Below are 23,062 nucleotides of genomic sequence, written 5' to 3' on the forward strand. Positions count from 1 at the left end.
GTGCATGGGCCCTCTTCGGGGCCTTTTTTATTTTCGAAAACCCGACACGAACGAAGCCGCTGACAACAGCGCATCCGGAGCAAGCCAATGAGCGACAAGAGCCACGATCCGAACCAGATGACCGGCGCCGCGATGATCGTCCGCGCGCTCATCGATCATGGCGTGACCGACATTTTCGGCTACCCCGGCGGCGCGGTGCTCCCGATCTACGACGAGATTTTCCAGCAGAGCGAAGTCCAGCACATCCTGGTCCGCCACGAGCAGGGTGCGGGTCACGCCGCCGAGGGCTATGCGCGTTCGACCGGCCGGCCCGGCGTTGCACTGGTGACCTCCGGTCCCGGCGCCACCAACATGGTGACGCCGCTCACCGACGCGCTGATGGATTCGATCCCGCTGGTCTGCATCTCCGGCCAGGTGCCGACGCATCTGATCGGCAACGACGCGTTCCAGGAATGCGACACCGTCGGCATCACGCGCCCCTGCACCAAACACAATTGGCTGGTGCGCGACGTCAACGATCTCGCAAAGGTGCTGCACGAGGCCTTCTACGTTGCGACCACGGGGCGACCGGGCCCGGTGCTCGTCGACGTGCCCAAGGACGTGCAGTTCGCGACCGGCACCTATCATCCGCCGCGCAAATCCGACGTGCATCGCTCCTACGCGCCGCGGGTGAAGGGCGATGCGACGCAGATCCGCAAGGCCGTGGCGCTGCTCGCAGGCGCCAAGCGCCCCGTGATCTACAGCGGCGGCGGCGTGATCAATTCCGGCCCTGAAGCCACCAGGCTGCTGCGCGAGCTGGTCGAGGTCACCGGCTTTCCGATCACCTCCACGCTGATGGGCCTCGGCGCATATCCCGCGTCGGGCAAGAGCTGGCTCGGCATGCTCGGCATGCACGGCACCTACGAAGCCAACATGACCATGCATGATTGCGACGTCATGCTGTGCGTCGGCGCGCGCTTCGACGACCGCATCACCGGCCGCGTTGACGCGTTCTCGCCGGGCTCGAAGAAGATCCACATCGACATCGATCCGTCCTCGATCAACAAGAACATCCGCGTTGACGTGCCGATCATCGGCGACTGCGGCAACATCCTCGGCGACATTCTCCAGGTGTTCAAGGCGGAGGCGAAGAAGCCCGACATCAAGGCGTGGTGGCAGCAGATCGCGCAGTGGCGGGCCCGCAACTCGCTGTATTACAGGAAGAGCAACGACGTCATCCTGCCGCAGCACGCGATCCAGAGCCTGTTCGAGGCGACGCGCGGCAGGGACACCTACATCACCACCGAGGTCGGCCAGCATCAGATGTGGGCGGCGCAGTTCTACGGCTTCGAGGAGCCGCATCGCTGGATGACCTCGGGCGGTCTCGGCACCATGGGCTACGGCTTGCCGGCCGCGGTCGGCGTGCAGGTTGCCCATCCCGACAGCCTCGTCATCGACATCGCGGGCGATGCCTCGGTGCAGATGACGATGCAGGAGATGTCGACGGCGGTGCAGTACGAGCTGCCGATCAAGATCTTCATCCTGAACAACCAGTACATGGGCATGGTGCGGCAGTGGCAGCAGCTGCTCCATGGCAACCGCCTGTCGCATTCCTACTCGGAGGCGATGCCGGACTTCGTCAAGCTCGCGGAAGCCTATGGCGGCGTCGGCATCCAGGTGCACAAGCCCGGCGATCTCGACGGCGCCATCCAGGAGATGATCTCGGTCAAGCGCCCGGTGCTGTTCGACTGCCGCGTCGCGTCGCTGGAAAATTGTTTCCCGATGATCCCCTCCGGCAAGGCGCACAACGAGATGCTGTTGCCGGAGCAGGCGAACGACGAAGCCACCGCAAAGGCGTTCGCCGGCGGCAAGGCGCTGGTGTGATGTGATGTTCGACCTGAACGAGCTCGAACGCGCGCATGCGATCGTGGGGCAGGCGGTGCCGCCGACGCCGGCGCACGCTTGGCCGCTGCTCAGCCAGCGGCTCGGCACGCAGATCGTGGTCAAGCACGAGAATCATACGCCGACGGGCGCCTTCAAGGTGCGCGGCGGGTTAGTCTATCTTGATCGGTTGAAGCGCGAACGGCCGAACATTCCGGGCATCATCTCGGCGACGCGCGGCAATCATGGTCAGAGCCTCGCCTTTGCGGCGAGCCGCCATGGTGTGCCTGCCGTGATCTATGTGCCGCGCGGCAATTCGGTCGAGAAGAACCGCGCGATGAAGGCGTTCGGCGCCGAGCTCGTTGAGCATGGCGAGGACTTTCAGGCCGCACGCGAGGAAGCCGGGCGCCACGCGCAGTTCGCCGGGCTGCACATGGTGCCGTCGTTCCATACGGACCTGGTGCTGGGCGTGGCGACCTATGCGCTTGAATTGCTCCGGGCCGCGCCCGATCTCGACATCCTCTATGTGCCGATCGGGCAGGGCTCGGGGATCTGCGGCTGTATCATGGCGCGCGATCTGCTCGGCCTGAAGACCGAGGTTGTCGGCGTGCAATCGACCGAGGCGCCGTCCTACGCGCTGTCGTTCGCGGCCGGTCATGTCGTGACGACCGAGACCAGCAATACGCTCGCGGACGGCATGGCGACGCGGATTCCCGATCCTGAAGCGCTCGCGGTCATCCTCAAGGGCGCCTCGCGTATCGTCCAGGTGACGGACGATGAGATCGCGCTCGCGATCCGTGCGCTCTGGACCGACACGCACAATCTCGCCGAAGGCGCCGGCGCCGCCGCGCTCGCCGCAGCGCTTCAGGAAAAGACCAAGCTACAGGGCAAGCGCGTCGGTCTCGTGCTGTCCGGCGGCAATATCGATTTCGATCTGTTCCGCGGTTGGGTCGGCACGGAAGCGCCGGTCGCTCGTCGGGCGACGGCGTAACGACGAGAATGAAGGGAACGACAATGAACCAGCCCGCATCCGCCTATTTCATTGAGGAGCGCCACGACCCGAACGAGACGCACACGCTTTCGGTGCTCGTGCAGAACGAGCCCGGCGTGCTCGCGCGCGTCATCGGCCTGTTCTCGGGGCGCGGCTACAACATCGAGAGCCTCACGGTCTCGGAGACCGAGAGCCAGAAGCATCTCTCGCGCATCACCATCGTCACCACGGGTACGCCGATGGTGATCGAGCAGATCAAGCATCAGCTTGACCGCATGATCCCTGTGTATCGCGTCGTCGACATGACGCTGACGAAACGCTCGATCGAGCGCGAGCTTGCAATGGTCAAGGTGCGCGGAGAGGGCGAGCATCGCGTCGAGGCGCTGCGGCTGGCGGACGCGTTCCGCGCCCGCGTGATCGACGCCACCACCGAGAGCTTTGTGTTCGAGATCACAGGCAACACCGACAAGATCAACCAGTTTATCGACCTGATGCGTCCGCTTGGCCTCGTCGAAGTGTCGCGCACCGGTGTTGCCGCGATTGGTCGCGGGCCTGAAGGAATGTGAGCGATGCTGGCGCGCGACTGGTATTACAACGAGCGGAACCGGATGGGGATCGGGCCTGCAGTGGCCTCGATCTACGACAGTCACGACGATGCCGATCTACGGGCGCGCGCGGCGCTGAAAATGCTTGGGGTCCAACGCGGCTGGCGCATCGCCGACATCGGTTGCGGCAACGGCGTGCTCGCGACCGAGGCCGCGCTGATGGGCGCCGAGGTCGACGCCATCGACATCTCGCCCGCGATGCTGGCCCTCGCCGAGATCTACGCGCGCGACCGCAAGGCGCCCGTGCGCACGCAGTCCGCCGGCCTGCTCAGCTTCGCCTACCGGCCGGAATCCTATGACCTGATCGTCAGCGAGTTCACGCTGCACCATCTGCCGGATTTCTGGAAAGCGGTGGCGATGTCGCGGATCTATCGCGCGCTCAAGCCCGGTGCCACTTTCTATTTGCGCGACATCGTCTACGCGTCGATGCCCGATGCGCTCGAGCGCGACGTCGATCAATGGGCCGACTTCGAGATCAAGAACCACGATGTCCCGCGTGAAAGCGTCGTCACTCACATGCGCGACGAATATTCCACTTTTGGCTGGGTCATGGAACGGATGCTGACCGACGTCGGCTTCACGCTGGTCTCGGCCGATTACCACGCCCCGATGCACGGCACTTATCTGCTGCGGAAACCCAATTCTTCCATTTAAAGGCCGGCGAGCAAGGCTCGACCAGAACAACAAACAGGGCTGCACGACAGGGCAGAACCGGGAACGACAATGAAGCCGGCCGACATCCTCATCGCCATCCTGGTGGCGGTCATCTGGGGGCTTGCCTTCGTGGCGAGCCGGATCGCGCTCGACGAATTTTCGCCGGAGTTGATGACGGCGATGCGCTTCACCATTGCCGCGGTCCCGTGCCTGTTCATTCGCAAGCCGAAGGTCGCCTGGTCGCTCCTGATCGCGATCAGCTTCACGCTCTTTCTCGGCCAGTTTCTAAGCCAGGCCTATGGCATCGCCCATGGCGTGCCGGTGGGGCTGACCAGCGTCGTCGTCCAGAGCCAGGCGCTGTTCACGATCGGCTTTGCCGCGATCGCATTCGGCGAGCGGCCGACGCCAGTGCAGACGCTGGGCATCGTCATCGCAGCAATCGGTCTTTTGATGATCTGCGGCACGGTCGGCTATGATTTCAGCATCGGTGCCTTCGCCGTGCTGATGATCGCGCCGGTCAGCTTTGCGGTCGGCAATATCCTGCTGCGCGGCGCCCGCGGCGTGCCGATGTTCGATCTGTTCGCCTGGTTGTGCCTTGCCACCGCGGTCCCGCTGTTCGCGCTCACGCTGATCGTCAACGGACCGACGCCGACCTGGCAGTCGCTGATCCACATGTCGCTCACCGGCCTCATTTGCCTGCTGTTGATCGGCGCCATCTCCACCAGCATCGCCTATTGGCTGTGGGGCCGGCTGCTGCGTGACTATCCCCCTGCGCAGGTGGTGCCGTTCGCGCTGCTGGTGCCGTTCGTCGGCTCGGCCGCGTCCAGCATCGTGTTCGGTGAGCGGTTCGGCCCGCTGCGCCTCGCCGGCATGCTCACCGTGATCGGCGGTATCGCGGTGATGGTGCTGGCGAAACGCCCCGAGGCGTTACCAAGAACCGCAGCCGAAGGCCGCGTGAGGTGAGCATGTCCCAGTCGCTGCTGTATGCCTTCCTCGCCTTCATGGCCGTGATGTATTTCACGCCTGGGCCGAACAACATCATGTTGCTGTCCTCGGGGCTGACTTATGGCTTCCGGCGCACGATTCCCCACATCGCTGGCGTCGTCATCGGCTTCGCCTTCATGATTGCAGCGGTCGGCCTCGGGCTCGGCACCGTGTTCCTGGCCTATCCGATCCTGCAGACCATTTTGAAATATGCCGGCGCAGCCTACTTGCTCTACCTGGCCGCCGTGATCGCTTTCTCGGGCCCGGCCAAGCCGGGCGAGGGGGATGGCCGCGGCCCGATGACTTTCCTGGGCGCCGCCATGTTCCAATGGATCAACGCCAAAGGCTGGGTGATCGTGATCGGCACCATCACCGCCTATGCGGCGATCGCCCAATTCCCGCTCAACATCGCGATCCAGACCTTGATCAGCCTGCTCGTGGGTACGGTCTCTACGGTGGTCTGGGCCTTCTTCGGCACCGCACTGCGGCCCGTCCTGACCTCCGTGCGGCTGGTCCGCGCCTTCAACATCCTGATGGCGATCCTGCTGCTGGCGTCGCTCTATCCCGTCGTCATGGATGCATGATGCCCCGGCTTTCCATGCAGAAACGGGTTTCCCAGGGGGCCGAAAATGCTCTAGACAGCCCCCGAAATCCGCAAATTTCACCGTCCGAGACCTGACTGACAAGACCTGACCAACGGCCGATTCCGGCCCCTGAACGAGGAAACGACCATGCGTGTTTATTATGATCGCGACGCCGACCTGAACCTGATCAAGGGCAAGAAGGTCGTCATCGTCGGCTATGGCAGCCAGGGCCACGCCCATGCGCTGAACCTGAAGGATTCCGGCGTCAAGGACGTGGCGATTGCGCTTCGCAAAGGTTCGGCCTCGGCCAAGAAGGCGGAAGCTGCCGGCTTCAAGGTGATGGAAGTCGCCGAGGCCGCCAAATGGGCCGACCTCGTCATGATGCTGACCCCGGACGAGCTCCAGGGCGACATCTACCGCGAGCACCTGCATGACAACATGAAGAAGGGCGCAGCGCTCGTCTTCGCGCACGGTCTCAACGTCCACTTCAACCTGCTCGATCCGCGCGCCGATCTCGACGTTCTCATGATCGCGCCGAAGGGCCCCGGCCACACCGTTCGTTCCGAATACCAGCGCGGCGGCGGCGTGCCCTGCCTGATCGCGATCGCCAAGGATGTCTCGGGCAACGCCCACGACCTCGGCCTGTCCTATGCCTCCGCTGTCGGCGGCGGCCGTGCCGGCATCATCGAGACCACCTTCAAGGAAGAGTGCGAGACCGACCTGTTCGGCGAGCAGGTGGTGCTCTGCGGCGGTCTGGTCGAGCTCATCAAGGGCGGCTACGAGACCCTGGTCGAAGCCGGCTACGCCCCGGAGATGGCCTATTTCGAGTGCCTGCATGAGGTGAAGCTGATCGTCGACCTGATCTATGAAGGCGGCATCGCCAACATGAACTACTCGATCTCCAACACCGCCGAGTACGGCGAGTACGTCACCGGTCCGCGCATCGTCACCGACGAGACCAAGAAGGAGATGAAGCGGGTTCTGAACGACATCCAGTCCGGCAAGTTCGCCCGCGACTGGATGCTCGAGAACAAGGTCAACCAGACCTCGTTCAAGGCGACCCGCGCCAAGCTCGCCGAGCACCCGATCGAGGAAGTCGGCGCCAAGCTGCGCGACATGATGCCCTGGATCAAGAAGGGCGCGCTGGTCGATAAGTCGAAGAACTAAGTCGCGGCCGTTCGGATGCGGCGTATCGGTTACGCCGCATCCGGACACGCGAGCGAAAACACAAGCTTCGCTCGCCAAACCAATTCTTAAATCTTTCGCGGCTATATTCGAGCGAGATCGCAACCAGCGGTCTCGCTCTTTTCGTCTCGCGCGAAGCATTGCTGCTTCATTCAAATTCTTCGCGCGCTGAAGTGCTCCGTGAGCACGAAGAACTGACGCTTAAACCACATTCTTGGTCTCGCGTTGTTTTTCGGAATTCCTCGGAAGCTTCCGATCCTCAAAAGGCCGAGCGTCTTCAGAGTCAAAGATTCGGCTCTTCATCCATATCTTCAGGCTGCAATCGATCTCACGTCGCGACGTTCCCGCCTCGCTTCAACTTAAGAATTGACATCGGCGGCGTTTCCTTGAGCGGTGGACGGCATTGCGCCGCGGCACCTTTCCACTGCATGATCGCGGGAGCTCTTCGGGGGGAAAAGACCATGCGATCCGTCGTCGTCACCGGCGCGTCCACCGGGATTGGCTGGGCCATTGCTAAATTTCTGATCGGGCGCGGCTATCGTGTTTTCGGTAGTGTCCGCAAGCAGGCCGATGCGGACCGGCTCACGGGTGATTTCGGTGCGAACTTCACGCCGCTGCTGTTCGATGTCACCGACGAGGCGGCGGTCCTCGCGACTGCGCGAAAAGTCCGCGAGGCGCTGGGCGGCGAGACGCTGGCCGGTCTCGTCAACAACGCCGGCGTCGCGGTCGCCGGTCCCGTGCTCGAATTGTCGATCGACGACTTCCGCCGGCAGATGGAGATCAACGTCATTGGCCCGGTCATCGCGACGCAGGCCTTCGGGCCGCTGCTCGGCGCCGATCCGTCACTGAAGGGGCCGAAGGGCCGGATCGTGATGATCAGCTCGGTCGCGGGCAAGAACGGCAATCCCTTGTCGGCGCCTTACAGCACCTCCAAGCACGCCATCGAAGGCCTGTCGGAGAGCTTGCGCCGCGAGTTGATGCTGTTCGGCATCGACGTCATCATCGTCGCCCCCGGCGCGGTGAAGACGCCGATCTGGAGCAAGGCCGAGCAGATCGATCTCTCGGTCTACCAGAACTCGCCTTATCTGCCGGCGCTGAACAAGGTCATGGCGTTCATGATGAAGCTCGGCGAGACCGGGCTGCCGGCCGAGCGGATCGCCGAGGTCGTTTTCGAGGCGCTCACCGCCGGGAGGCCCAAGGTTCGCTACCAGATCACGCCGGACCGGATGCGACATTTGATGACGGCCGCGCTGCCCAAGCGTGTGGTCGACCGTATCATCGCCAAGCGGCTCGGGCTGCTGCCGCAGGGCTGAGCCTCCGAGGCGAGACCATTGCCAGACAGGTGATCGATTTCCGATCGTGGGAGCGTCTTGAGATGCCGGCTTATGTGATTTTCGACGTCGAGATCAGGGATTTGCAGCAGTACCAAAGCTTCATGTTGGGCGTGAAGCCCGCGCTGGAGGCCGCTGGAGCCAGATATCTGGCGCGAGGGGGCGCCCACAAGGTCTACGAGGGAGACTGGCAGCCCCGCAGGATCGTTCTGCTGGAATTCCCATCCGTCGCAGCCTGGGAGGCGTTCTACGCAGGCGCGAGCTACCAGGGACTCAAAGCGGTCCGGGACGCTTGCAGTTCTGCCCGCCTGGTCAGCGTCGAGGGCCTCGACTAGCCGCCAAGTCGGTTCTGCACTGTGGGATCGCTCTGGCTGGACGAATTGGGCGGGAAGACCGATCGGCTTCCGCTAACATTAAGCGAAGGTCGGATCGCGCCACGCGTTGCTTGTCCGTGACCGTTCAATTACAGTTTTATGACACGGTGCAGGCCTTCCGGCTGCGCCGAACGCCGCAGGCCCGGTCAGCCGGCTCGGCATCACCGTGCCGGACCAGCAGTTGCGTGTCGTCGATGGCGTCCGCGCCCAATCCAGGTCCTTCTGCCACGACCGCCGTACTGGCGAGCGTCGCCGCGCTCGGTATCTGGCGGCTGCTCGCGGTTGCGGCGCCGCATCTCGCGGCGCTCGTCCTGATGTACGAGACCGAGACGGATTTCGGCGCACGGCTCTCCTTCGTGCTGGCATGGGGCATCCTCAATTTCTTCTGGATCGCGCTGCTGCGGCGGCCGGCGCTCTCGGGTGCGCTGTCGCTGACCATGGTCGTGGTGCTGGTGCTGCTGTCGCGGCTGAAGCACGACGTCGTGCAGATGACGGTCAACTTCATCGACCTGATGATGATCGACCGCGACACGGTCGCGTTCCTGTTCACGATCTTCCCGAATCTGCGCTGGTCGGTGATCGGGGCCGGCCTCGTCACGCTGCCGCTGATGTATGCGCTGTGGTGGCTCGACCCGTTCCGCATCCGTAGGCTACCGGCACTCGCCTGCAAGCTCGCCTGCCTCGCCGCGCTGGTCGGCTATTCGCTCTATCATCCGGACGAGGCCTGGCGCGGCTATTACGACGACGGCTATCTCTCGAAGTTCTTCCGCTCCGGCGTCAGCGCGGTCTCCGACTTCGCGCAATACGGCTTCATGGAGTCGGCCGCTTCGACCAACGAACGGCTCAACATGCCGCTGGTCGATGCCTGCCATCCCGCCGGCCGGCGGCCGAACATCATCATGGTCCATGATGAATCGAGCTTCGACATCCGCGCCGCGCAGGGCATCAAGGTGCCGACCGGCTACGGTAGCCATTTCAAATCCTGGGACGGCAAGGAGCGCGCGTTTCTGGCCGAGAGCAATGGCGGGCCGAGCTGGTTCACCGAATACAATGTGCTCGCGGGGTTGTCGTCGCGCTCGTTCGGCCGCTTCGCCTATTTCGTGACGCGCATTGCAACAGGCCGTGTCGAGCGCGGCCTGCCGCTGGCGCTGCGCCGCTGCGGCTACGACACGATGTCGCTCTACCCCGCCAATGGCGGCTTCATGGCCGCGCGCAGCTTTCAGGTGACGACCGGCATCGACCGCTTCCTCGACTCCAAGGATCTCGGCGCCAAGGATGTCGAGCCGGATAGCTTCTTCTACGACAAGGCGCTCCGGCTGATGGGTGAGCGATCGCCGAACAAGCCGCTGTTCACCTTCATCTATCTCGGCGCCAATCATTTCCCCTGGGAGACGCGCTTCCGCCCGGATCTGCTGCCGAACTGGCGCGCACCGGGCAATGTGCCGTCCATCGACGAATATCTGCGTCGGCAGGCGATGAGCGCCGAGCAGTACAAGGCTTTCCTCGCGGGCTTGAAGAAGAATTTTCCCGGCGAGCCTTTCCTGATCGTGCGCTATGGCGACCATCAGCCCGAGTTCGCGCCCGGTATCCTCGAGCCCGGGCTCGACGAGGGTGCAATCGGCAAGAAGCTCGACGCCTACGACCCACGTCTCTACGCGACCTATTACGCGATCGACGCCGTCAATTTCGAGCCGGTGAAGAGCGAGGCCGTGATGGACACGGTCGATGGTCCGTATCTGCCACTGGTCATCCAGGAAGCCGCCGGCATCCCGCTCGATCCGTCCTTCGCCGAGCAGAAGGAGATCATGCTGCGCTGCAAGGGCATCTTCTACGGCTGCAAGGACGGCGCCGAGGCGCGCCGGCTGAATCGGCTGCTGATCGATGCGGGGTTGATCCGGGGGCTGTAGCCGGCCTACCGCCCACCCACCTTCTCCCACAGCCATTTCGCCACGGCATCCGGCGACGAATTCGCATCATTGCCGGCGGCGCGTAAATTGGCTTCGCGCATGGTCGCGATGTCGATCTTGCCGAGCAGCGGTTTCAGCGCGGCCTGCAACCGCTCGTCGCCGGCCCGTTTCGGGGCCAGCAGCAGGATGGCGTCGTAGGGCGGGATCGCGTGCCTGGGATCGTCGAGCGCAACGAGATCGTATTTTGCGATCAGCCCGTCGCTGGTGTAGCCCGCGATGACATCGACCTCGCCGCTGGCGACCGCCGCATACATGAAGTCCGGCTGCATCTGGCGCTGGGCGCGGAACGAGAGCCCATACGCCTTTTGCAGCGCCGCCCATTCGGGTCGCGAGAAGAACTCATAGTCGCCCGCGATCGACAGGGTCGAAGCATGCGCGGCGAGATCGGCGATGGTGCGGATGCCAAGCGCCTCGGCGCGCTTATTCGGGATCACCAGCGCATAGGCATTCTCGAAACCGAGCTCGCCGAGCAGGGTGATGTTCTCCCTTGCAAGTGTCGTCTGCAGCTCTGCCAACAGCTCCGCGCGCGGCTTGATGTCCGTGCGGTGAAGCTGATTGGCCCAGAGTGTGCCGGAATAATCGACATAGAGATCGATATCGCCGGCCTTCAATGCCTCGAAGATTACGCTCGAGCCGAGACCGGATCGTGCGACGGCGGAAAGGCCGGAGGCCTGCAGCCGGTCGCGCATCAGCGCCGACAGCACATACTGCTCGGCAAACGTCTTTGCGCCGACGACATAGCTGTTCGGTGAGCGCTCCATCGTCGGCACCAATGTTGCGGCGACCAGTGCCGCGATCCCGGCCGCGCCAAGCGCTGTACGCGCGCGGCTGCGCCGGCGCAGGCCGCTCTCGATCAGGCCGAGCAGTTGATCGACCGCGAGCGCAAGCAGGGCCGAGGCAAAGCAGCCGAACAGCACGAACACCCAATTCTGGGTCTGGAGCCCGGCAAAGATGTAATTGCCGAGGCTGGTCTGCCCGATCGGGGTCGACAGCGTCGCGGTGCCGATCACCCACACGGCGGCGGTACGGATGCCAGCCATCATCACCGGGAGAGCCAGCGGCAGTTCGACCATGACCAGCGACTGCCGTGCGGTCATTCCGACGCCTTTGGCAGCCTCGATCAGCGCGGGATCGATGCCGTTGAGGCCGGTGATGCCATTGCGCAGCACCGGCAGCATCGAATAGAGCGCCAGCGCCAGCACCGCCGGCAGGAAGCCGAAAGCGGAGAAGGAGACGCCGAACCAGGCCAGCGCCACGGAGGCCGCGAGCAGCAGGAGCGGATAGAACAGCGCGAGCAGCGCCAGCCCGGGCACCGTCTGCACGATGCTGGCGAGCGCGAGCAGGACGGCGCGCGGCGTTGGGCGGTTGCGCGTCAGGATCGCCAGCGGCAGGCTGACGATCAGGCCGAGCGCAAGTGCGGCGAGACTGACCCGTACATGGTTGCCGAGATAGTCGGGCAAATGCCCCAGCGCCTCGCCCCAGCGCGGATCGGTGAAAAGGCTCATGCCGCCCCGCTCTGTGGCAGCAACGCGTTCAATCGCTCGACCTGGCGTAGTGGCGTCCGCAACAGCTCCAGCACGTAGGCGTCACTGCTTTTCGAGAGCTCCACTGGCGTGCCCTGCGCCAGCAGCTTCCCGCTGCGCATCACCGCGATGCGGTCGGCGAGCAAAATCGCTTCCGTCATGTCGTGGGTGATCATCACGGTGGTCAGGCCGAGCTTGCGGTGCAGCTCGCGAAAATCGTCGCCGAGCGCATCGCGGGTGAGCGGATCGAGCGCGCCGAAGGGCTCGTCCATCAGCACGATGCGGGGCCGTGCCGCAAGCGCCCGCGCCACGCCGACGCGCTGGCGCTGGCCGCCCGAGAGCGCATCCGGCAACCGCTCGCGATGCGCGGCCCGGTCGAGCTGCACGAGCTCGAGTAACTCATCGACCCGCGTTGCGATATTCGCCGCCGGGACGCCGAGCAGTTTTGGCGTGATTCCGATGTTGTCCGCGACGCTTAGATGCGGGAACAGCCCGCCGCTCTGGAAGACGTAGCCGATGCGGCGCCGCAGCGCGACCGGATCGACGGATTGCACCTCGTCGCCCTCGACCGTGATCGTGCCGCCGTCCGCCTCAATCAGGCGGTTGGCGAGTCGCAGCAGCGTCGTCTTGCCCGAACCCGAGCCGCCGACGACGGCCACAAACTCGCCTTCGGCGATGTCGAGTGACACATCGTCCACGGCCTTGAGTGCGCCGAAGCTCTTGGTGACGTGGGCATAGCCAATCATCGGCCTGGATGGCATCGGGCGGGGCTCACTACGCTAACCCGCCCGTGGGGCAGGGGATGACGAGGCCCATGCGTACCACGCTTGGCGGCTTGATTGAACTTGGCCGCGCGAGCGGCTAAGGCATCGGGCCAAGTTCGGAGGGAACACATGATAACGCCTACGGCAGTGGCGCTGGAAGATGCCAAGGTCGCGTTCCAGCTGGGGGACGGGCGGGTCTATACGGCGGTGGAGAAGGCGCATCTGACGGTGGCGCAGGGCGAGTTCGTCGCCATCGTCGGCCCGACCGGCTGCGGGAAATCGACGCTGCTCAACGTCGCGGCCGGGCTGCTGAAGCCGGCTGCCGGGAGCGTCAAAATATTCGACCAGCCGCTCGCCGGGCTGAATCGGGATGCCGGCTATCTGTTCCAGGCCGATGCGCTGTTCCCCTGGAAGACCGCGCTCGACAACGTCGCGATCGGGCTCGAAGTCAGCGGCACGCCGCGCGGCGAGGCGCTGCCGCGGGCGCAGACATGGCTGACCTCGGTCGGCCTGGGCGCCTTCGCCAACCGCTACCCGCACATGCTCTCGGGCGGCCAGCGCAAGCGCGTGGCGCTGGCGCAGGTGCTGATCCGCGATCCGAAGATCCTGCTCATGGACGAGCCGTTCGGGCCGCTGGATGCACAGACCCGGCAGGTGATGGGCAACCTGCTGCTCGACCTCTGGAACGCCGATCGCAAGGCCGTGCTGTTCGTCACCCATGATCTGGAGGAGGCGATCGCGCTCGCCGACCGCGTTGTGATCATGTCGGCGGGGCCGTCCTCGCGCATCATCGGCGACTGGCGCGTGAGCCTGCCGCGCCCGCGCGACATTTTTGAAGTGCGGCTGGACAAGGAATTCCATGCGCTTCATCGCGAGATCTGGAGCGTGCTCAAGGACGAGGTCATGAAGGGCTACGCGCAATCCACGCAAGCGGCGGAGGCGGTGTGATGTCGCGCGTGACGCTGCTCCTGCTGCAAGTGCTGGTCGCGGTGGTCTGCCTCGCGCTGTGGCAATTGCTGTCGACCGTGCCCGTGTTCGGCAAGATCCTGCTGCCGCCGTTCTTCTTCTCCAATCCGGTCGATGTCTTCGCCCAGATCGTCAAATGGTTCTCGTCCGGCGTGATCTGGAAGCATCTCGGCATCACGCTGACGGAATCGATCCTGGCCTTCGTCATCGGATCGGCCGGCGGCGTGCTGATCGGCTTCTGGTTCGCGCGCCAGCCGTTGGTCGCCGCGGTGTTCGATCCCTACGTGAAGATGGTCAACGCACTGCCGCGTGTGGTGCTGGCGCCGATCTTCGCGCTGTGGCTGGGGCTGGGCATCTGGTCCAAGGTCGCGCTCGGCGTGACGCTGGTGTTCTTCATCGTGTTCTTCAACGTCTATCAGGGCGTCAAGGAGGTCAGCCGCACCGTGCTCGACAATGGCCGCATGCTCGGCATGAGCGAGCGGCAGCTGATGCAGCACGTCTATTGGCCCTCCGCGCTGTCGTGGATGTTCTCCTCGCTGCACACGTCAGTGGGCTTTGCCGTGGTCGGTGCGGTCGTCGGCGAATATCTGGGATCGGCGGCGGGGCTCGGCTATCTCATCCAGCAGGCCGAAGGCATATTCGACGTCGCCGGCGTGTTCGCCGGCATGTTCGTGCTGTCGGCCTTCGTCATCCTGATCGACTTTGGCGTGACGTTGGTGGAGCGGAGACTGCTGGTCTGGCGCCCGACCGTGGACGGACGGGGCTAGGCCGCGAGGGGCCCGCGCATCGCGCGAGCCCCGGATCGATCAGTCCAGCAGTTTGGTGTCGTCGGGGGCCTGCGGCGGCGTCTTGATCGCGATCGCCTTGACCTGTCCGCTGATCGGCTTGGTGCCGCCATGCGGCGTCCCCTTCGGGATGATGACGAGGTCGCCCGGCTTCACCGTGACTTCCTTGTCGCCGAACCAGATCGTGCCGGTGCCCTCTAAAATGTACTGGATCTCGTTGGTGTTGGGATGCATGTGCTTGGGCACATTGCCGACCTGGATCGAGATGGTGGCGCCGTCGGCGCTCGCGAACATCTTGGAACGGAAGCCGACGGCGTTCGCGTTCCCGAGCGCGTCACCCTCCATCTCGCCGGTGTGGATGATCTGCGGCGTGATGTTCTCCGCGGCCAGCGCCGGCCGAAGCAGGTGGGTTGCGCCGCATCCGGCGGCAAAAGCGGTGGCGATCGACAGCCCGATTGCTAGGCGATTCATGGATGATCCTCCCCATCAAGAATTGTTCTTGTGGGCGCATGCTATTGCGCCGAAAGGCCGATGGCCAGCGCCTTCGGTCCTGCTTCTCAAGCCAGTCCGGCTGCTCTATGGTGCCGCCAGCCGAACGGAGGAAACCAATGAAGAACACGATAGCCAGGCTCGCGGGCGCGTTGATCGCGCTGACGCTCACCACCGGTCTTGCCGCGGCGCAAAGCAAGGTCACCATCGCGATCGGTGGCGGCTCCTGCCTGTGCTATTTGCCGACGGTGCTGGCAAAGCAGCTCGGCGAATACGACAAGGCCGGTCTCAATGTCGAGCTCGTGGACCTCAAGGGCGGCTCGGACGCGCTCAAGGCCGTGCTCGGCGGCAGCGCCGACGTGGTCTCCGGCTATTTCGACCATTGCGTCAACCTCGCGGCCAAGAAGCAGGAGCTTCAGGCGTTCGTCGTCTATGACCGCTATCCCGGCCTCGTGCTGGTGGTTTCGCCCTCGCACACCAACGAGATCAAGTCGATCAAGGATCTCGCCGGCAAGAAGGTCGGCGTCAGCGCGCCCGGCTCTTCCACGGACTTCTTCCTCAAGTATATGCTCAAGAAGAATGGCGTCGATCCCGCCAGCACCGCCGTGATCGGCGTCGGCCTCGGCGCCACTGCGGTCGCCGCGATGGAGCAGGGCCAGATCGACGCGGCCGTAATGCTCGATCCCTCCGTGACCGTGCTCCAGGGCAGCCACAAGGATCTGCGCATCCTCTCGGACACCCGTACGCAAAAGGATACGCTCGAGACGTTCGGGGGCGAATATCCGGGCGGCGCGCTGTACTCGACCGCAGCCTGGGTGGCCGGCCACGAGAAGGAGACGCAGGGGCTCACCAACGCGATCCTGGGCACGCTCGCTTGGATCCACTCGCACTCGCCCGAGGAGATCATGGCGAAGATGCCAGAGGAGACGGTCGGCAAGAACAAGGACCTCTACCTCGCGGCGCTCAAGAACACGATTCCGATGTTCTCCGAGACCGGCAAGATGGACCCGAAGGGTGCGGACGCCGTGCTCGCGGTGTTCAGCGTCGGCTCCCCCGACGTGGCCAACGCCAAGATCGACGTCAGCAAGACCTTTACCAACAAGTACGTCGAGCAGGCCAAGAAGACTACGGGGAGCGCCAAATAACTGACGCGAAGGCGTGGTCATGAGGCGTCATGACGTCACCCATCATTCATCGCGTCACCACCCTTGATCTCGCCGTGCGACCGATCGTCTGGCCGTTCGCGGAGGAGCGGCGCGCCGAGATCACCGCGCATTTCGCCGAGAAGCAGCGTGAGCGACCAAAACTCTGGAACGGTCGCGTCCTGATCGGGCGGGATGCCCTGTTTACCGACGGCCATCTCGCCGCCACCTATTTCGAGACCGATTTCGCCAGCTTCCTCGCCTGGCGCGACTGGGGCTTTCCCGACAAGGCCGTGTTCAACGGCTTTGGCATGGGTGCGCTGCGCGCCTCCGACAGCGCATTCGTGATGGGCGAGATGGCGCAGCATACCGCCAATGCAGGCCGGATCTATTTCCCATCGGGCACGCCCGATCTCGACGACGTCAGGGGCGACACGCTGGACATTCCCGGCAGCGTGATCCGCGAACTCGAGGAAGAGACCGGCCTCACCGCGGCCGACTATCGGGTCGAACCGGACTGGCACTGCGTCGTCACCGGCCCCACGATTGCGATGTTGCAAATTATCAACCTGGACATGCCGGGTGATGTGGCGCGTGCGCGGATCGAAGCCAATCTGGCGCGCGAGGCCGAGCCGGAGCTGTCGGCTATCCATCTCGTGCGCGGAATGAGCGATCTCACGCCGTCCATGCCGCGATTTGTCACGGCCTTCGTCGAGCAGCAGTTCGCGTTGCGCTGACGCGCGAGGCTTGACATCGCTGCGCCCAGCCCATGTGATGGGCAAAAATACAAAAGCAAAAAGAATGCAATGCACAATCGGCCAGGGAGGTTTTGATGCGCGTGCGCATGGCTGCCCGTTTGGTACGTGGGCTGTTGGTCGCGATATCAGCGACGGGCTTGGCGCTGTCCGCCCAGGCCCAGGATCAAGGCAAAGATAAGAAGATCAAGATCGGCGTCGTTTTCGATTTGACCGGGCCTCTCGCCGGCGGCGGCTCTGAACTCGGCTATATTGGAGCAAAGATCGTCCTCGACCATTTCGCCAGGACCGGCGTCGAGGGTTACAAGATCGAAGCGGTCTATGCCGATGCGCAGAGCAAGCCCGACATCGCGATCAACGAATCCGTTCGCCTGCTCGAGCAGGAAAAGGTCGACATGGTGCTCGGCTTCTTCTCCTCGGCGCAATGCGTGCCGGTCGCGGCCCGTGTCGAGCAGCTCAAGAAGTTCATGTGGATGACGACCTGCATCTCGTCGGCCGTGTTCAACGAGAAGGGTTACAAATACGTCTTCCGCCCGCAAGCGAGCGGCGACCAGTTCGGCATGATGACGATGGATTTCATCGCGCAGAACGCCAAGGCGAAGTTCGACAAGGAGCCGAAGGATCTGCGCGTCGCGATCATTCACGAGGACGGCGCCTATGGCGTCGACGTGTCCAGGGGCAACGAGGCCGGCGCGAAAAAGGCGGGCTTCAACGTCGTGATGAAGGAAGGCTATTCGGCCACCGCGCCTGACCTCTCCGCGCTGGTGACCAAGTTGAAGCGCGCCAAGCCCGACGTCATTTTCCACACCGGCTACAACCCCGATATCACGCTGTTGCTGCGTCAGGCGCGCGAGCAGGGGCTGAAATTCGGCGCGCTGATGGGGCATGGTGCGGGTTACGGGGTCTATGAAAAACTGAAGGAAGGCATGGGCGCCGATGCCACCTACATCTTCAACACCGACCCGATCTCGATCTGGCTTGCCAACCAGAAGACCATGGATCCCAAGCTCCCGCCTGTGATCAAGATAGTCGGCGAGGAATTCGACAAGATCCGGCCCGGAGTCGCCATCCGCTCGGCGCATGTCGGCATCGGCGCGTCCAACACTTATGTGTTCATGAATGACGTGCTGCCGCGCGCAATCAAGAAATATGGCGGGGTCGATCCAGATGCGCTGCGCAAGGCTGCGCTCGACACTGATATTCCCGAGGGCGGCACCATGCTCGGCTTCGGCGTCAAGTTTTACGGCGAGGGCACGCCGATGGCCGGGCAGAACGAGCGCTCGTTCCCGGTCGTGATCCAGTACATCGACGACAAGTCCTCCGTGGTGTGGCCCAAGAGCCAGGCGCAGCGCGAGGCCGTGCTGCCGTTGCCGAAGGGCACCACCTACAGCAACCAGTAGCGCAAATGCGCGCAGAGAGGAGAGCGGGACGGTGCTGGAAGTCAGCGGGCTGGTGAAGCGGTTTGGCGGCTTCACCGCCGTCAACAATGTGTCGTTCAAGGTCGGCCAGGGCGAGATCCTCGGCCTGATCGGCCCCAACGGCTCGGGCAAGAGTACGATCTTCAATATGCTCTCGGGTACGCTGGCGCCGACGTCCGGTTCGATCCTGTTCGACGGCTCCGAGATCGCAGGCCTTCCGCCGCACCGGATCATCAACAGCGGCATCGGCCGCACCTTCCAGATCCCGCGGCCATTCCGTCGCCTGACGATCTTCGAGAACGTCGCGCTCGCCGGATTTTACGGCCAGGGCCGCCATAGCCGCGTCAAGGCGGAGGAGGCGGCCGAAAGATCGCTGGCGATGGTCGGCCTGCCGACCGATCGCCATGCCAGCGTGGATGGCCTCGGCGCAGCCGGCCTGAAGAAGCTCGAGCTGGCGAAAGCGCTCGCCACCGCGCCAAAACTCCTGCTGGCCGACGAGAGCCTCGGCGGCCTCGACGAGGCCGAGATGGGGCAGGCGGCCAACATGCTGCGCAACATCCGCGACGAACTCGGCATCACCATCATCTGGGTCGAGCACATCATGGGCGTGCTGATGCGCGTCGTCGATCGCGTCATGGTGCTCGATCACGGCGAGAAGATCTCGGAAGGATTGCCAAGTGCCGTTGCCGGCGATCCCCGTGTCATCGAGGTCTATCTCGGCACCGATGCCGAGACCACGCAGGCCGCGGCCGCCGCAGCGCGCCGCCGCGCGGGGGTGCAGTGATGCTTGAGCTCCGCGGCGTCAATGCCGGCTATGGCACCTTCCAGGCACTGTTCGACGTCGATCTCGACGTGAAGGCGGGCGAGGCCGTCGGCGTCATCGGGCCGAATGGGGCCGGCAAGACCACCCTGATGCGCGTCATCTCCGGGCTGATCCGTCCCTCGCGTGGCTCGATCAGAATGGAAGCCGTCGACGTCGTGGCCACGCCGCCGCACAAAATCGTCAGCCTCGGGATCGCGCATGTGCCGGAGAACCGGCGGCTGTTTCCGCAGCTCTCGGTCGACGACAATCTCAAGATGGGTGCCTTCATGCAGGAGGCGCGCGGCCACTATGCCGAGCGGCTGGACGTGGTGTTCGAGCTGTTTCCGCGCCTGAAGGAGCGCCGCCACCAGATGGCCGGCACCATGTCCGGCGGCGAGCAGCAGATGTGTGCGATCGGCCGCGCGCTGATGTCGAATCCAAAGCTGCTGCTGCTCGACGAGCCGTCGGCGGGGCTCGCGCCGGTCGTGGTGCAGCAGGTGTTCGAGCTGGTGAAGCGGATCCGCGCCAGCGGGCTGACCGTGCTGATCGTCGAGCAGAATGTGCAGCAGGTGCTGAAAGTGGTCGATCGCGCCTATCTGATCGAGGCGGGCACGATCAGGTCCTCAGGCACCTCGGCCGAGATGCTGGCGAGCGACACGGTCAAGGAAGCGTATCTCGGGGTGTGAGGTTCATCCAGGCATGCAAGCATTTTTGGACATTTTCGACATCTACCTGCTGGAGGCCGTGATCAACGGCATCCTGCTCGGCGGCGTGCTGGCGTTGCTCGCGCTCGGGCTCAATTTGATCTTCGGCGTCATCGACGTGACCTGGATCTGCTATGCCGAGCTGGTGATGATCGGCATGTACGCCATGTACTTCCTGGTGCAGTATTACGGCATCAGCTATTTCCTCGCCGCCCCGCTGACCATCCTTCTGGTCGCCTTGCTCGGCGCGGCGCTGCACTACCTCGTGATCGCGCCGCTGCTCACCGCGCCGCCGATCAACCAGTTGCTGGCGACCGGCGGGGTGCTGTTCGTGCTGCAGAGCTTTGCCACCGTCGCCTTCGGCATCGACTTCCGCAACCTCGGCATTCGCCTGCCGGTGCTCGCCTTCGGCGACATGCATTTCAGCTACGCACGACTTCTGTCCTTCCTGGCCGCGCTGGTCGGCATGGTCGCGGTCTATCTGTTCATGACGCGGACCTTCACCGGCACCGCGATCCGCGCGATCTCGCAGGACCGGCAGATCATGGCGCTGATGGGCGTTGATACCAAGCGGATCTATCTCATCACCTCCGCGATCGGCGGGGGGCTGGCCGGGCTCGCCGCCTGCCTCCTTGTGCTGCAATATGACGTGCATCCCTTCGTCGGCCTGTCGTTCGGACCGATCACGTTCCTGATCTGCGTGCTCGGGGGCCTCGGCAATTTCATCGGCGGCTTCATCGCCGCCTTCGTGTTCGCCGAGATCATCTCGCTCGGCGGCCTGTTCTCCGATCTCGAATGGGGCTATGTGCTCGCCTTCGCCTTCTTCATCGTCATGATGTTCATCCGGCCCGCGGGCCTGCTCGCGAGGCGCCGATGATGGGGCGGGGAGGGCTTGCTGCCTGGGCGGTGGGATTGGCGGCGCTGGTCGCGCTGCCTTTCGTCTATCGCGATCCCTATCATCTGCACATCCTGGTGCTGATCCTGATCTGGTCGTTCGCCTATACGTCCTGGTCGATGATGGGGCGGTTCGGCCTCGTCTCGCTCGGCCATGGCGGGTTCATGGGAATAGGCGCCTATGTCACCGCGCTACTCTGGAATCACCTGGGATGGTCGCCCTGGATCGGTATCCCCATCGGCATGGTCGCGGCCGGCGCGCTGGCGCTGATCGTCGGCTATCCCTGTTTCCGCTTCCGCATCACTGGGCACTATTTCGTGCTGGTGACGCTCGCGCTCTCCGGCATCGTGCTCCAGGTCATCACGGCGACGCGCGACTACACCGGCGGCTCGCTCGGCTACACGCCGAACCGGGCTGCGGGCAACAAGCTCTGGTCGCTGCAATTCGACGACAAGATCACCTGGTACCTGATCGCGCTCGGGGTCTGGCTGTTCGGCATCGTGGTCTGGCACTGGGTCGACCGCAGCATGGCCCGCTATGCGCTGGAGGCGATCTCGGAGGACGAGGACGCCGCGGCTGCTGCCGGCGTCGACGTCACCGCGGAGAAGCTGAAGATCACGCTGCTCAGCGCGCTGATGACGGCGCTCGCCGGCGCGATCTACTGCCAGTACCAGATGTTCATCACGCCCGACACCGTCAGCGGCATCGCGGTGTCGCTCCAGATGGTGTTCGCGGCCATCGTCGGCGGCCTGTTCGTCTCGCTCGGCCCGACCTTCGGCGCCGTCATCACGATTATGCTGGCCGAGACCCTGCGCATCGGCTTCGGTACCAAGGCGGTCGGGTGGGATAATCTCGTCTACGGCGTGCTGCTCGTGCTTTTCATCATATTCCTTCCGAAGGGCATCCTTGGTAGCTTGCTCGATCGATTGAAGCCGCAACGCAAGGTGCCCCGCGCTCATGAGCAAGAAGTCGTCCAAATCGCTCGCCCAGGAGCTTGACCGCTACATCACGCCATTCCGCTACGATGGTTCGGGCAAGTTTCATCTCAAGGACCACAAGACCGACGAGAAGGGCGACCTCGACAAGGAGAAGGCGCAGGACATTCTCGACGCCAACAAGAAGCGGCTGATCGCGTTTCAGGAGAAGCTCTACGCCCAGGACCGCTGGTCGGTGCTGATCGTGTTCCAGGCGATGGACGCCGGCGGCAAGGATTCTGCGATCAAGGCGATCTTCGAGGGCATCAATCCGCAGGGCTGCGCAGTCAGTGCCTTCAAGGCGCCGAGCAGCAAGGAGCTCGATCACGATTTCCTCTGGCGCCACGCGATCGCGCTGCCGGAGCGGGGCCATATCGGCATCTTCAACCGCTCCCACTACGAGGAATGCCTGGTGACGCGCGTGCACCCGGAGATCCTCGCCAAGGAGAAGCTGCCGCAAAAGCTCCTCACCAAGAACATCTGGAAAGAGCGATTCGAGGACATCTCTGCGTGGGAGCGCTATCTCTCGCGCAACGGCACCGTGGTGCTGAAATTCTTCCTCAACCTGTCCAAGGACGAGCAGCGCGAGCGCTTCCTCGATCGGCTGGAGGATCCGTCCAAGCAGTGGAAGTTCTCCATGGACGACATCAAGGAACGCGCGCTGTGGCCGCGCTACCAGGCGGTCTATCAGGACATCGTCCGGCACACGGCAACGTCTCATGCGCCGTGGTATGTCGTGCCGGCCGACCACAAATGGTTCGCCCGCGTCGTGATCGGGTCGGCCATCGTCGCGGCGCTCGAAAAGCTCGATCTGCGCTTCCCCCGCGCCGACAAGGCCTCGCTGGGCGAGTTCGACGAGGTGCGCAAGGCGCTGGAGAAAGAGGAGAAGGCGGACAAGAAACAAAAACGCGAAAACAACCCCATGCACAGTAGACGGGGATAACGAAATCAATGACTTGAAGGTCTGCGCGAGCGCTTGCGGATTCATTGCGGATTTAACGAAATCGTTGACCCGTCGGGCAAAACAGGGGCATGATGTCATCATCCCAAATTCCTCGGGACCGGCGCCCCACCCGTAGCAGAAGCGGTTCACGTTTGCAGGAAGGGCAGTCTCGTAATTCATCTACTTCCCGTATTTCGCTGCAGTCGCAGTGAGATGGAACGCGTCCTCAAATGTGATACCGCGGCCGTTGATCTTGCTTGACAGTCCTGTGTCACGGGAGGACCATCGTAATGGTCGCAAACAAGCGACGCGCAACGTCCACATCAAGAGCAAGGGGAGGTCTATGACACCACCTCCGCAGATCCAG

General features: G+C 63.8%; 23 protein-coding genes. 20 read left to right on the plus strand and 3 right to left on the minus strand.

Annotated elements, in window-relative coordinates:
* The first annotated feature begins 87 nt into the window (after positions 1-87).
* The 10 genes from IVB40_RS07130 (at position 88) to IVB40_RS07175 (ending at position 10,475) form a co-directional block, all read left to right on the plus strand.
* Positions 88-1,863, plus strand: coding sequence for an acetolactate synthase 3 large subunit (locus tag IVB40_RS07130; protein ID WP_007600983.1), 1,776 nt, complete (start codon positions 88-90; stop codon positions 1,861-1,863).
* 4 nt (positions 1,864-1,867) lie between these two features.
* Positions 1,868-2,851: a threonine dehydratase gene (locus tag IVB40_RS07135; protein WP_247358809.1), complete on the plus strand. Its 984-nt coding sequence runs from the start codon at positions 1,868-1,870 to the stop codon at positions 2,849-2,851.
* A gap of 23 nt (positions 2,852-2,874) precedes the next feature.
* Positions 2,875-3,417, plus strand: a complete 543-nt coding sequence (gene ilvN / locus IVB40_RS07140; protein ID WP_027519532.1) for an acetolactate synthase small subunit — start codon at positions 2,875-2,877, stop codon at positions 3,415-3,417.
* 3 nt (positions 3,418-3,420) lie between these two features.
* A complete protein-coding gene (locus IVB40_RS07145; RefSeq protein WP_346283280.1) occupies positions 3,421-4,110 on the plus strand; it encodes a class I SAM-dependent methyltransferase in 690 nt (229 codons plus the stop codon).
* Between the two features lie 69 nt (positions 4,111-4,179).
* On the plus strand, positions 4,180-5,073 hold the full coding sequence (locus IVB40_RS07150; protein ID WP_247818469.1) for an EamA family transporter: 894 nt from the start codon (positions 4,180-4,182) through the stop codon (positions 5,071-5,073).
* Positions 5,074-5,075: 2 nt separating this feature from the next.
* Positions 5,076-5,678 carry a LysE family translocator gene (locus IVB40_RS07155; protein ID WP_247460395.1) on the plus strand — a complete coding sequence of 201 codons (603 nt, stop codon included), beginning with the start codon at positions 5,076-5,078 and terminating at the stop codon, positions 5,676-5,678.
* Between the two features lie 147 nt (positions 5,679-5,825).
* Complete coding sequence (gene ilvC / locus IVB40_RS07160; RefSeq protein ID WP_007600992.1) at positions 5,826-6,845, plus strand: ketol-acid reductoisomerase; 1,020 nt, start codon at positions 5,826-5,828, stop codon at positions 6,843-6,845.
* A 479-nt stretch (positions 6,846-7,324) separates the two neighbouring features.
* Positions 7,325-8,176: an SDR family oxidoreductase gene (locus IVB40_RS07165; protein WP_247818470.1), complete on the plus strand. Its 852-nt coding sequence runs from the start codon at positions 7,325-7,327 to the stop codon at positions 8,174-8,176.
* A gap of 62 nt (positions 8,177-8,238) precedes the next feature.
* A complete protein-coding gene (locus IVB40_RS07170; protein ID WP_247402024.1) occupies positions 8,239-8,529 on the plus strand; it encodes a DUF1330 domain-containing protein in 291 nt (96 codons plus the stop codon).
* A 233-nt stretch (positions 8,530-8,762) separates the two neighbouring features.
* The gene (locus IVB40_RS07175) at positions 8,763-10,475 is read left to right on the plus strand and encodes a sulfatase-like hydrolase/transferase (RefSeq protein WP_247818471.1); all 1,713 of its coding nucleotides are present in this window, start codon (positions 8,763-8,765) and stop codon (positions 10,473-10,475) included.
* A 5-nt stretch (positions 10,476-10,480) separates the two neighbouring features.
* Here the strand turns inward: IVB40_RS07175 and IVB40_RS07180 are convergent, their stop codons facing one another.
* Together IVB40_RS07180 and IVB40_RS07185 are read right to left on the minus strand one after the other, a co-directional pair.
* Positions 10,481-12,040 carry a glycine betaine ABC transporter substrate-binding protein gene (locus tag IVB40_RS07180; protein ID WP_247818472.1) on the minus strand — a complete coding sequence of 520 codons (1,560 nt, stop codon included), beginning with the start codon at positions 12,038-12,040 and terminating at the stop codon, positions 10,481-10,483.
* The gene (locus IVB40_RS07185; RefSeq protein WP_247818473.1) at positions 12,037-12,819 is read right to left on the minus strand and encodes an ABC transporter ATP-binding protein; all 783 of its coding nucleotides are present in this window, start codon (positions 12,817-12,819) and stop codon (positions 12,037-12,039) included. Before IVB40_RS07185 ends, IVB40_RS07180 begins: the two co-directional genes overlap by 4 nt.
* 132 nt (positions 12,820-12,951) lie before the next feature.
* Here IVB40_RS07185 and IVB40_RS07190 point away from each other — a divergent pair, with 132 nt between their 5' ends.
* Together IVB40_RS07190 and IVB40_RS07195 are read left to right on the plus strand one after the other, a co-directional pair.
* Complete coding sequence (locus IVB40_RS07190; protein ID WP_247818474.1) at positions 12,952-13,770, plus strand: ABC transporter ATP-binding protein; 819 nt, start codon at positions 12,952-12,954, stop codon at positions 13,768-13,770.
* Positions 13,770-14,555 carry an ABC transporter permease gene (locus IVB40_RS07195; protein ID WP_247288095.1) on the plus strand — a complete coding sequence of 262 codons (786 nt, stop codon included), beginning with the start codon at positions 13,770-13,772 and terminating at the stop codon, positions 14,553-14,555. The genes IVB40_RS07190 and IVB40_RS07195 overlap by 1 nt, the downstream gene beginning before the upstream one ends.
* Positions 14,556-14,594: 39 nt before the next feature.
* Here the strand turns inward: IVB40_RS07195 and IVB40_RS07200 are convergent, their stop codons facing one another.
* Positions 14,595-15,044: a cupin domain-containing protein gene (locus IVB40_RS07200; RefSeq protein WP_247288096.1), complete on the minus strand. Its 450-nt coding sequence runs from the start codon at positions 15,042-15,044 to the stop codon at positions 14,595-14,597.
* Between the two features lie 137 nt (positions 15,045-15,181).
* Between IVB40_RS07200 and IVB40_RS07205 the strand changes: the two genes are divergently transcribed.
* From IVB40_RS07205 to IVB40_RS07240, 8 genes are all read left to right on the plus strand, one after another.
* On the plus strand, positions 15,182-16,207 hold the full coding sequence (locus IVB40_RS07205; RefSeq protein WP_247818475.1) for an ABC transporter substrate-binding protein: 1,026 nt from the start codon (positions 15,182-15,184) through the stop codon (positions 16,205-16,207).
* Positions 16,208-16,236: 29 nt separating this feature from the next.
* Positions 16,237-16,941 (plus strand): NUDIX hydrolase, encoded by a 705-nt coding sequence (locus IVB40_RS07210; protein ID WP_247818476.1) that lies wholly within the window; start codon positions 16,237-16,239, stop codon positions 16,939-16,941.
* A gap of 95 nt (positions 16,942-17,036) precedes the next feature.
* Complete coding sequence (locus tag IVB40_RS07215; RefSeq protein ID WP_247818477.1) at positions 17,037-18,359, plus strand: ABC transporter substrate-binding protein; 1,323 nt, start codon at positions 17,037-17,039, stop codon at positions 18,357-18,359.
* 31 nt (positions 18,360-18,390) lie between these two features.
* Positions 18,391-19,161: an ABC transporter ATP-binding protein gene (locus tag IVB40_RS07220; RefSeq protein ID WP_027570816.1), complete on the plus strand. Its 771-nt coding sequence runs from the start codon at positions 18,391-18,393 to the stop codon at positions 19,159-19,161.
* Positions 19,161-19,865: an ABC transporter ATP-binding protein gene (locus tag IVB40_RS07225; RefSeq protein WP_027519516.1), complete on the plus strand. Its 705-nt coding sequence runs from the start codon at positions 19,161-19,163 to the stop codon at positions 19,863-19,865. Before IVB40_RS07220 ends, IVB40_RS07225 begins: the two co-directional genes overlap by 1 nt.
* Before the next feature lie 13 nt (positions 19,866-19,878).
* Positions 19,879-20,760: a branched-chain amino acid ABC transporter permease gene (locus IVB40_RS07230; RefSeq protein WP_247818478.1), complete on the plus strand. Its 882-nt coding sequence runs from the start codon at positions 19,879-19,881 to the stop codon at positions 20,758-20,760.
* Positions 20,757-21,776, plus strand: a complete 1,020-nt coding sequence (locus IVB40_RS07235) for a branched-chain amino acid ABC transporter permease (RefSeq protein ID WP_247818479.1) — start codon at positions 20,757-20,759, stop codon at positions 21,774-21,776. The genes IVB40_RS07230 and IVB40_RS07235 overlap by 4 nt, the downstream gene beginning before the upstream one ends.
* A complete protein-coding gene (locus IVB40_RS07240; protein ID WP_247818480.1) occupies positions 21,736-22,695 on the plus strand; it encodes a polyphosphate kinase 2 family protein in 960 nt (319 codons plus the stop codon). The genes IVB40_RS07235 and IVB40_RS07240 overlap by 41 nt, the downstream gene beginning before the upstream one ends.
* Positions 22,696-23,062: the final 367 nt, after the last annotated feature.

The sequence above is a fragment of the Bradyrhizobium sp. 40 genome, from assembly GCF_023100925.1.
In the GTDB taxonomy this organism is placed as follows: domain Bacteria; phylum Pseudomonadota; class Alphaproteobacteria; order Rhizobiales; family Xanthobacteraceae; genus Bradyrhizobium.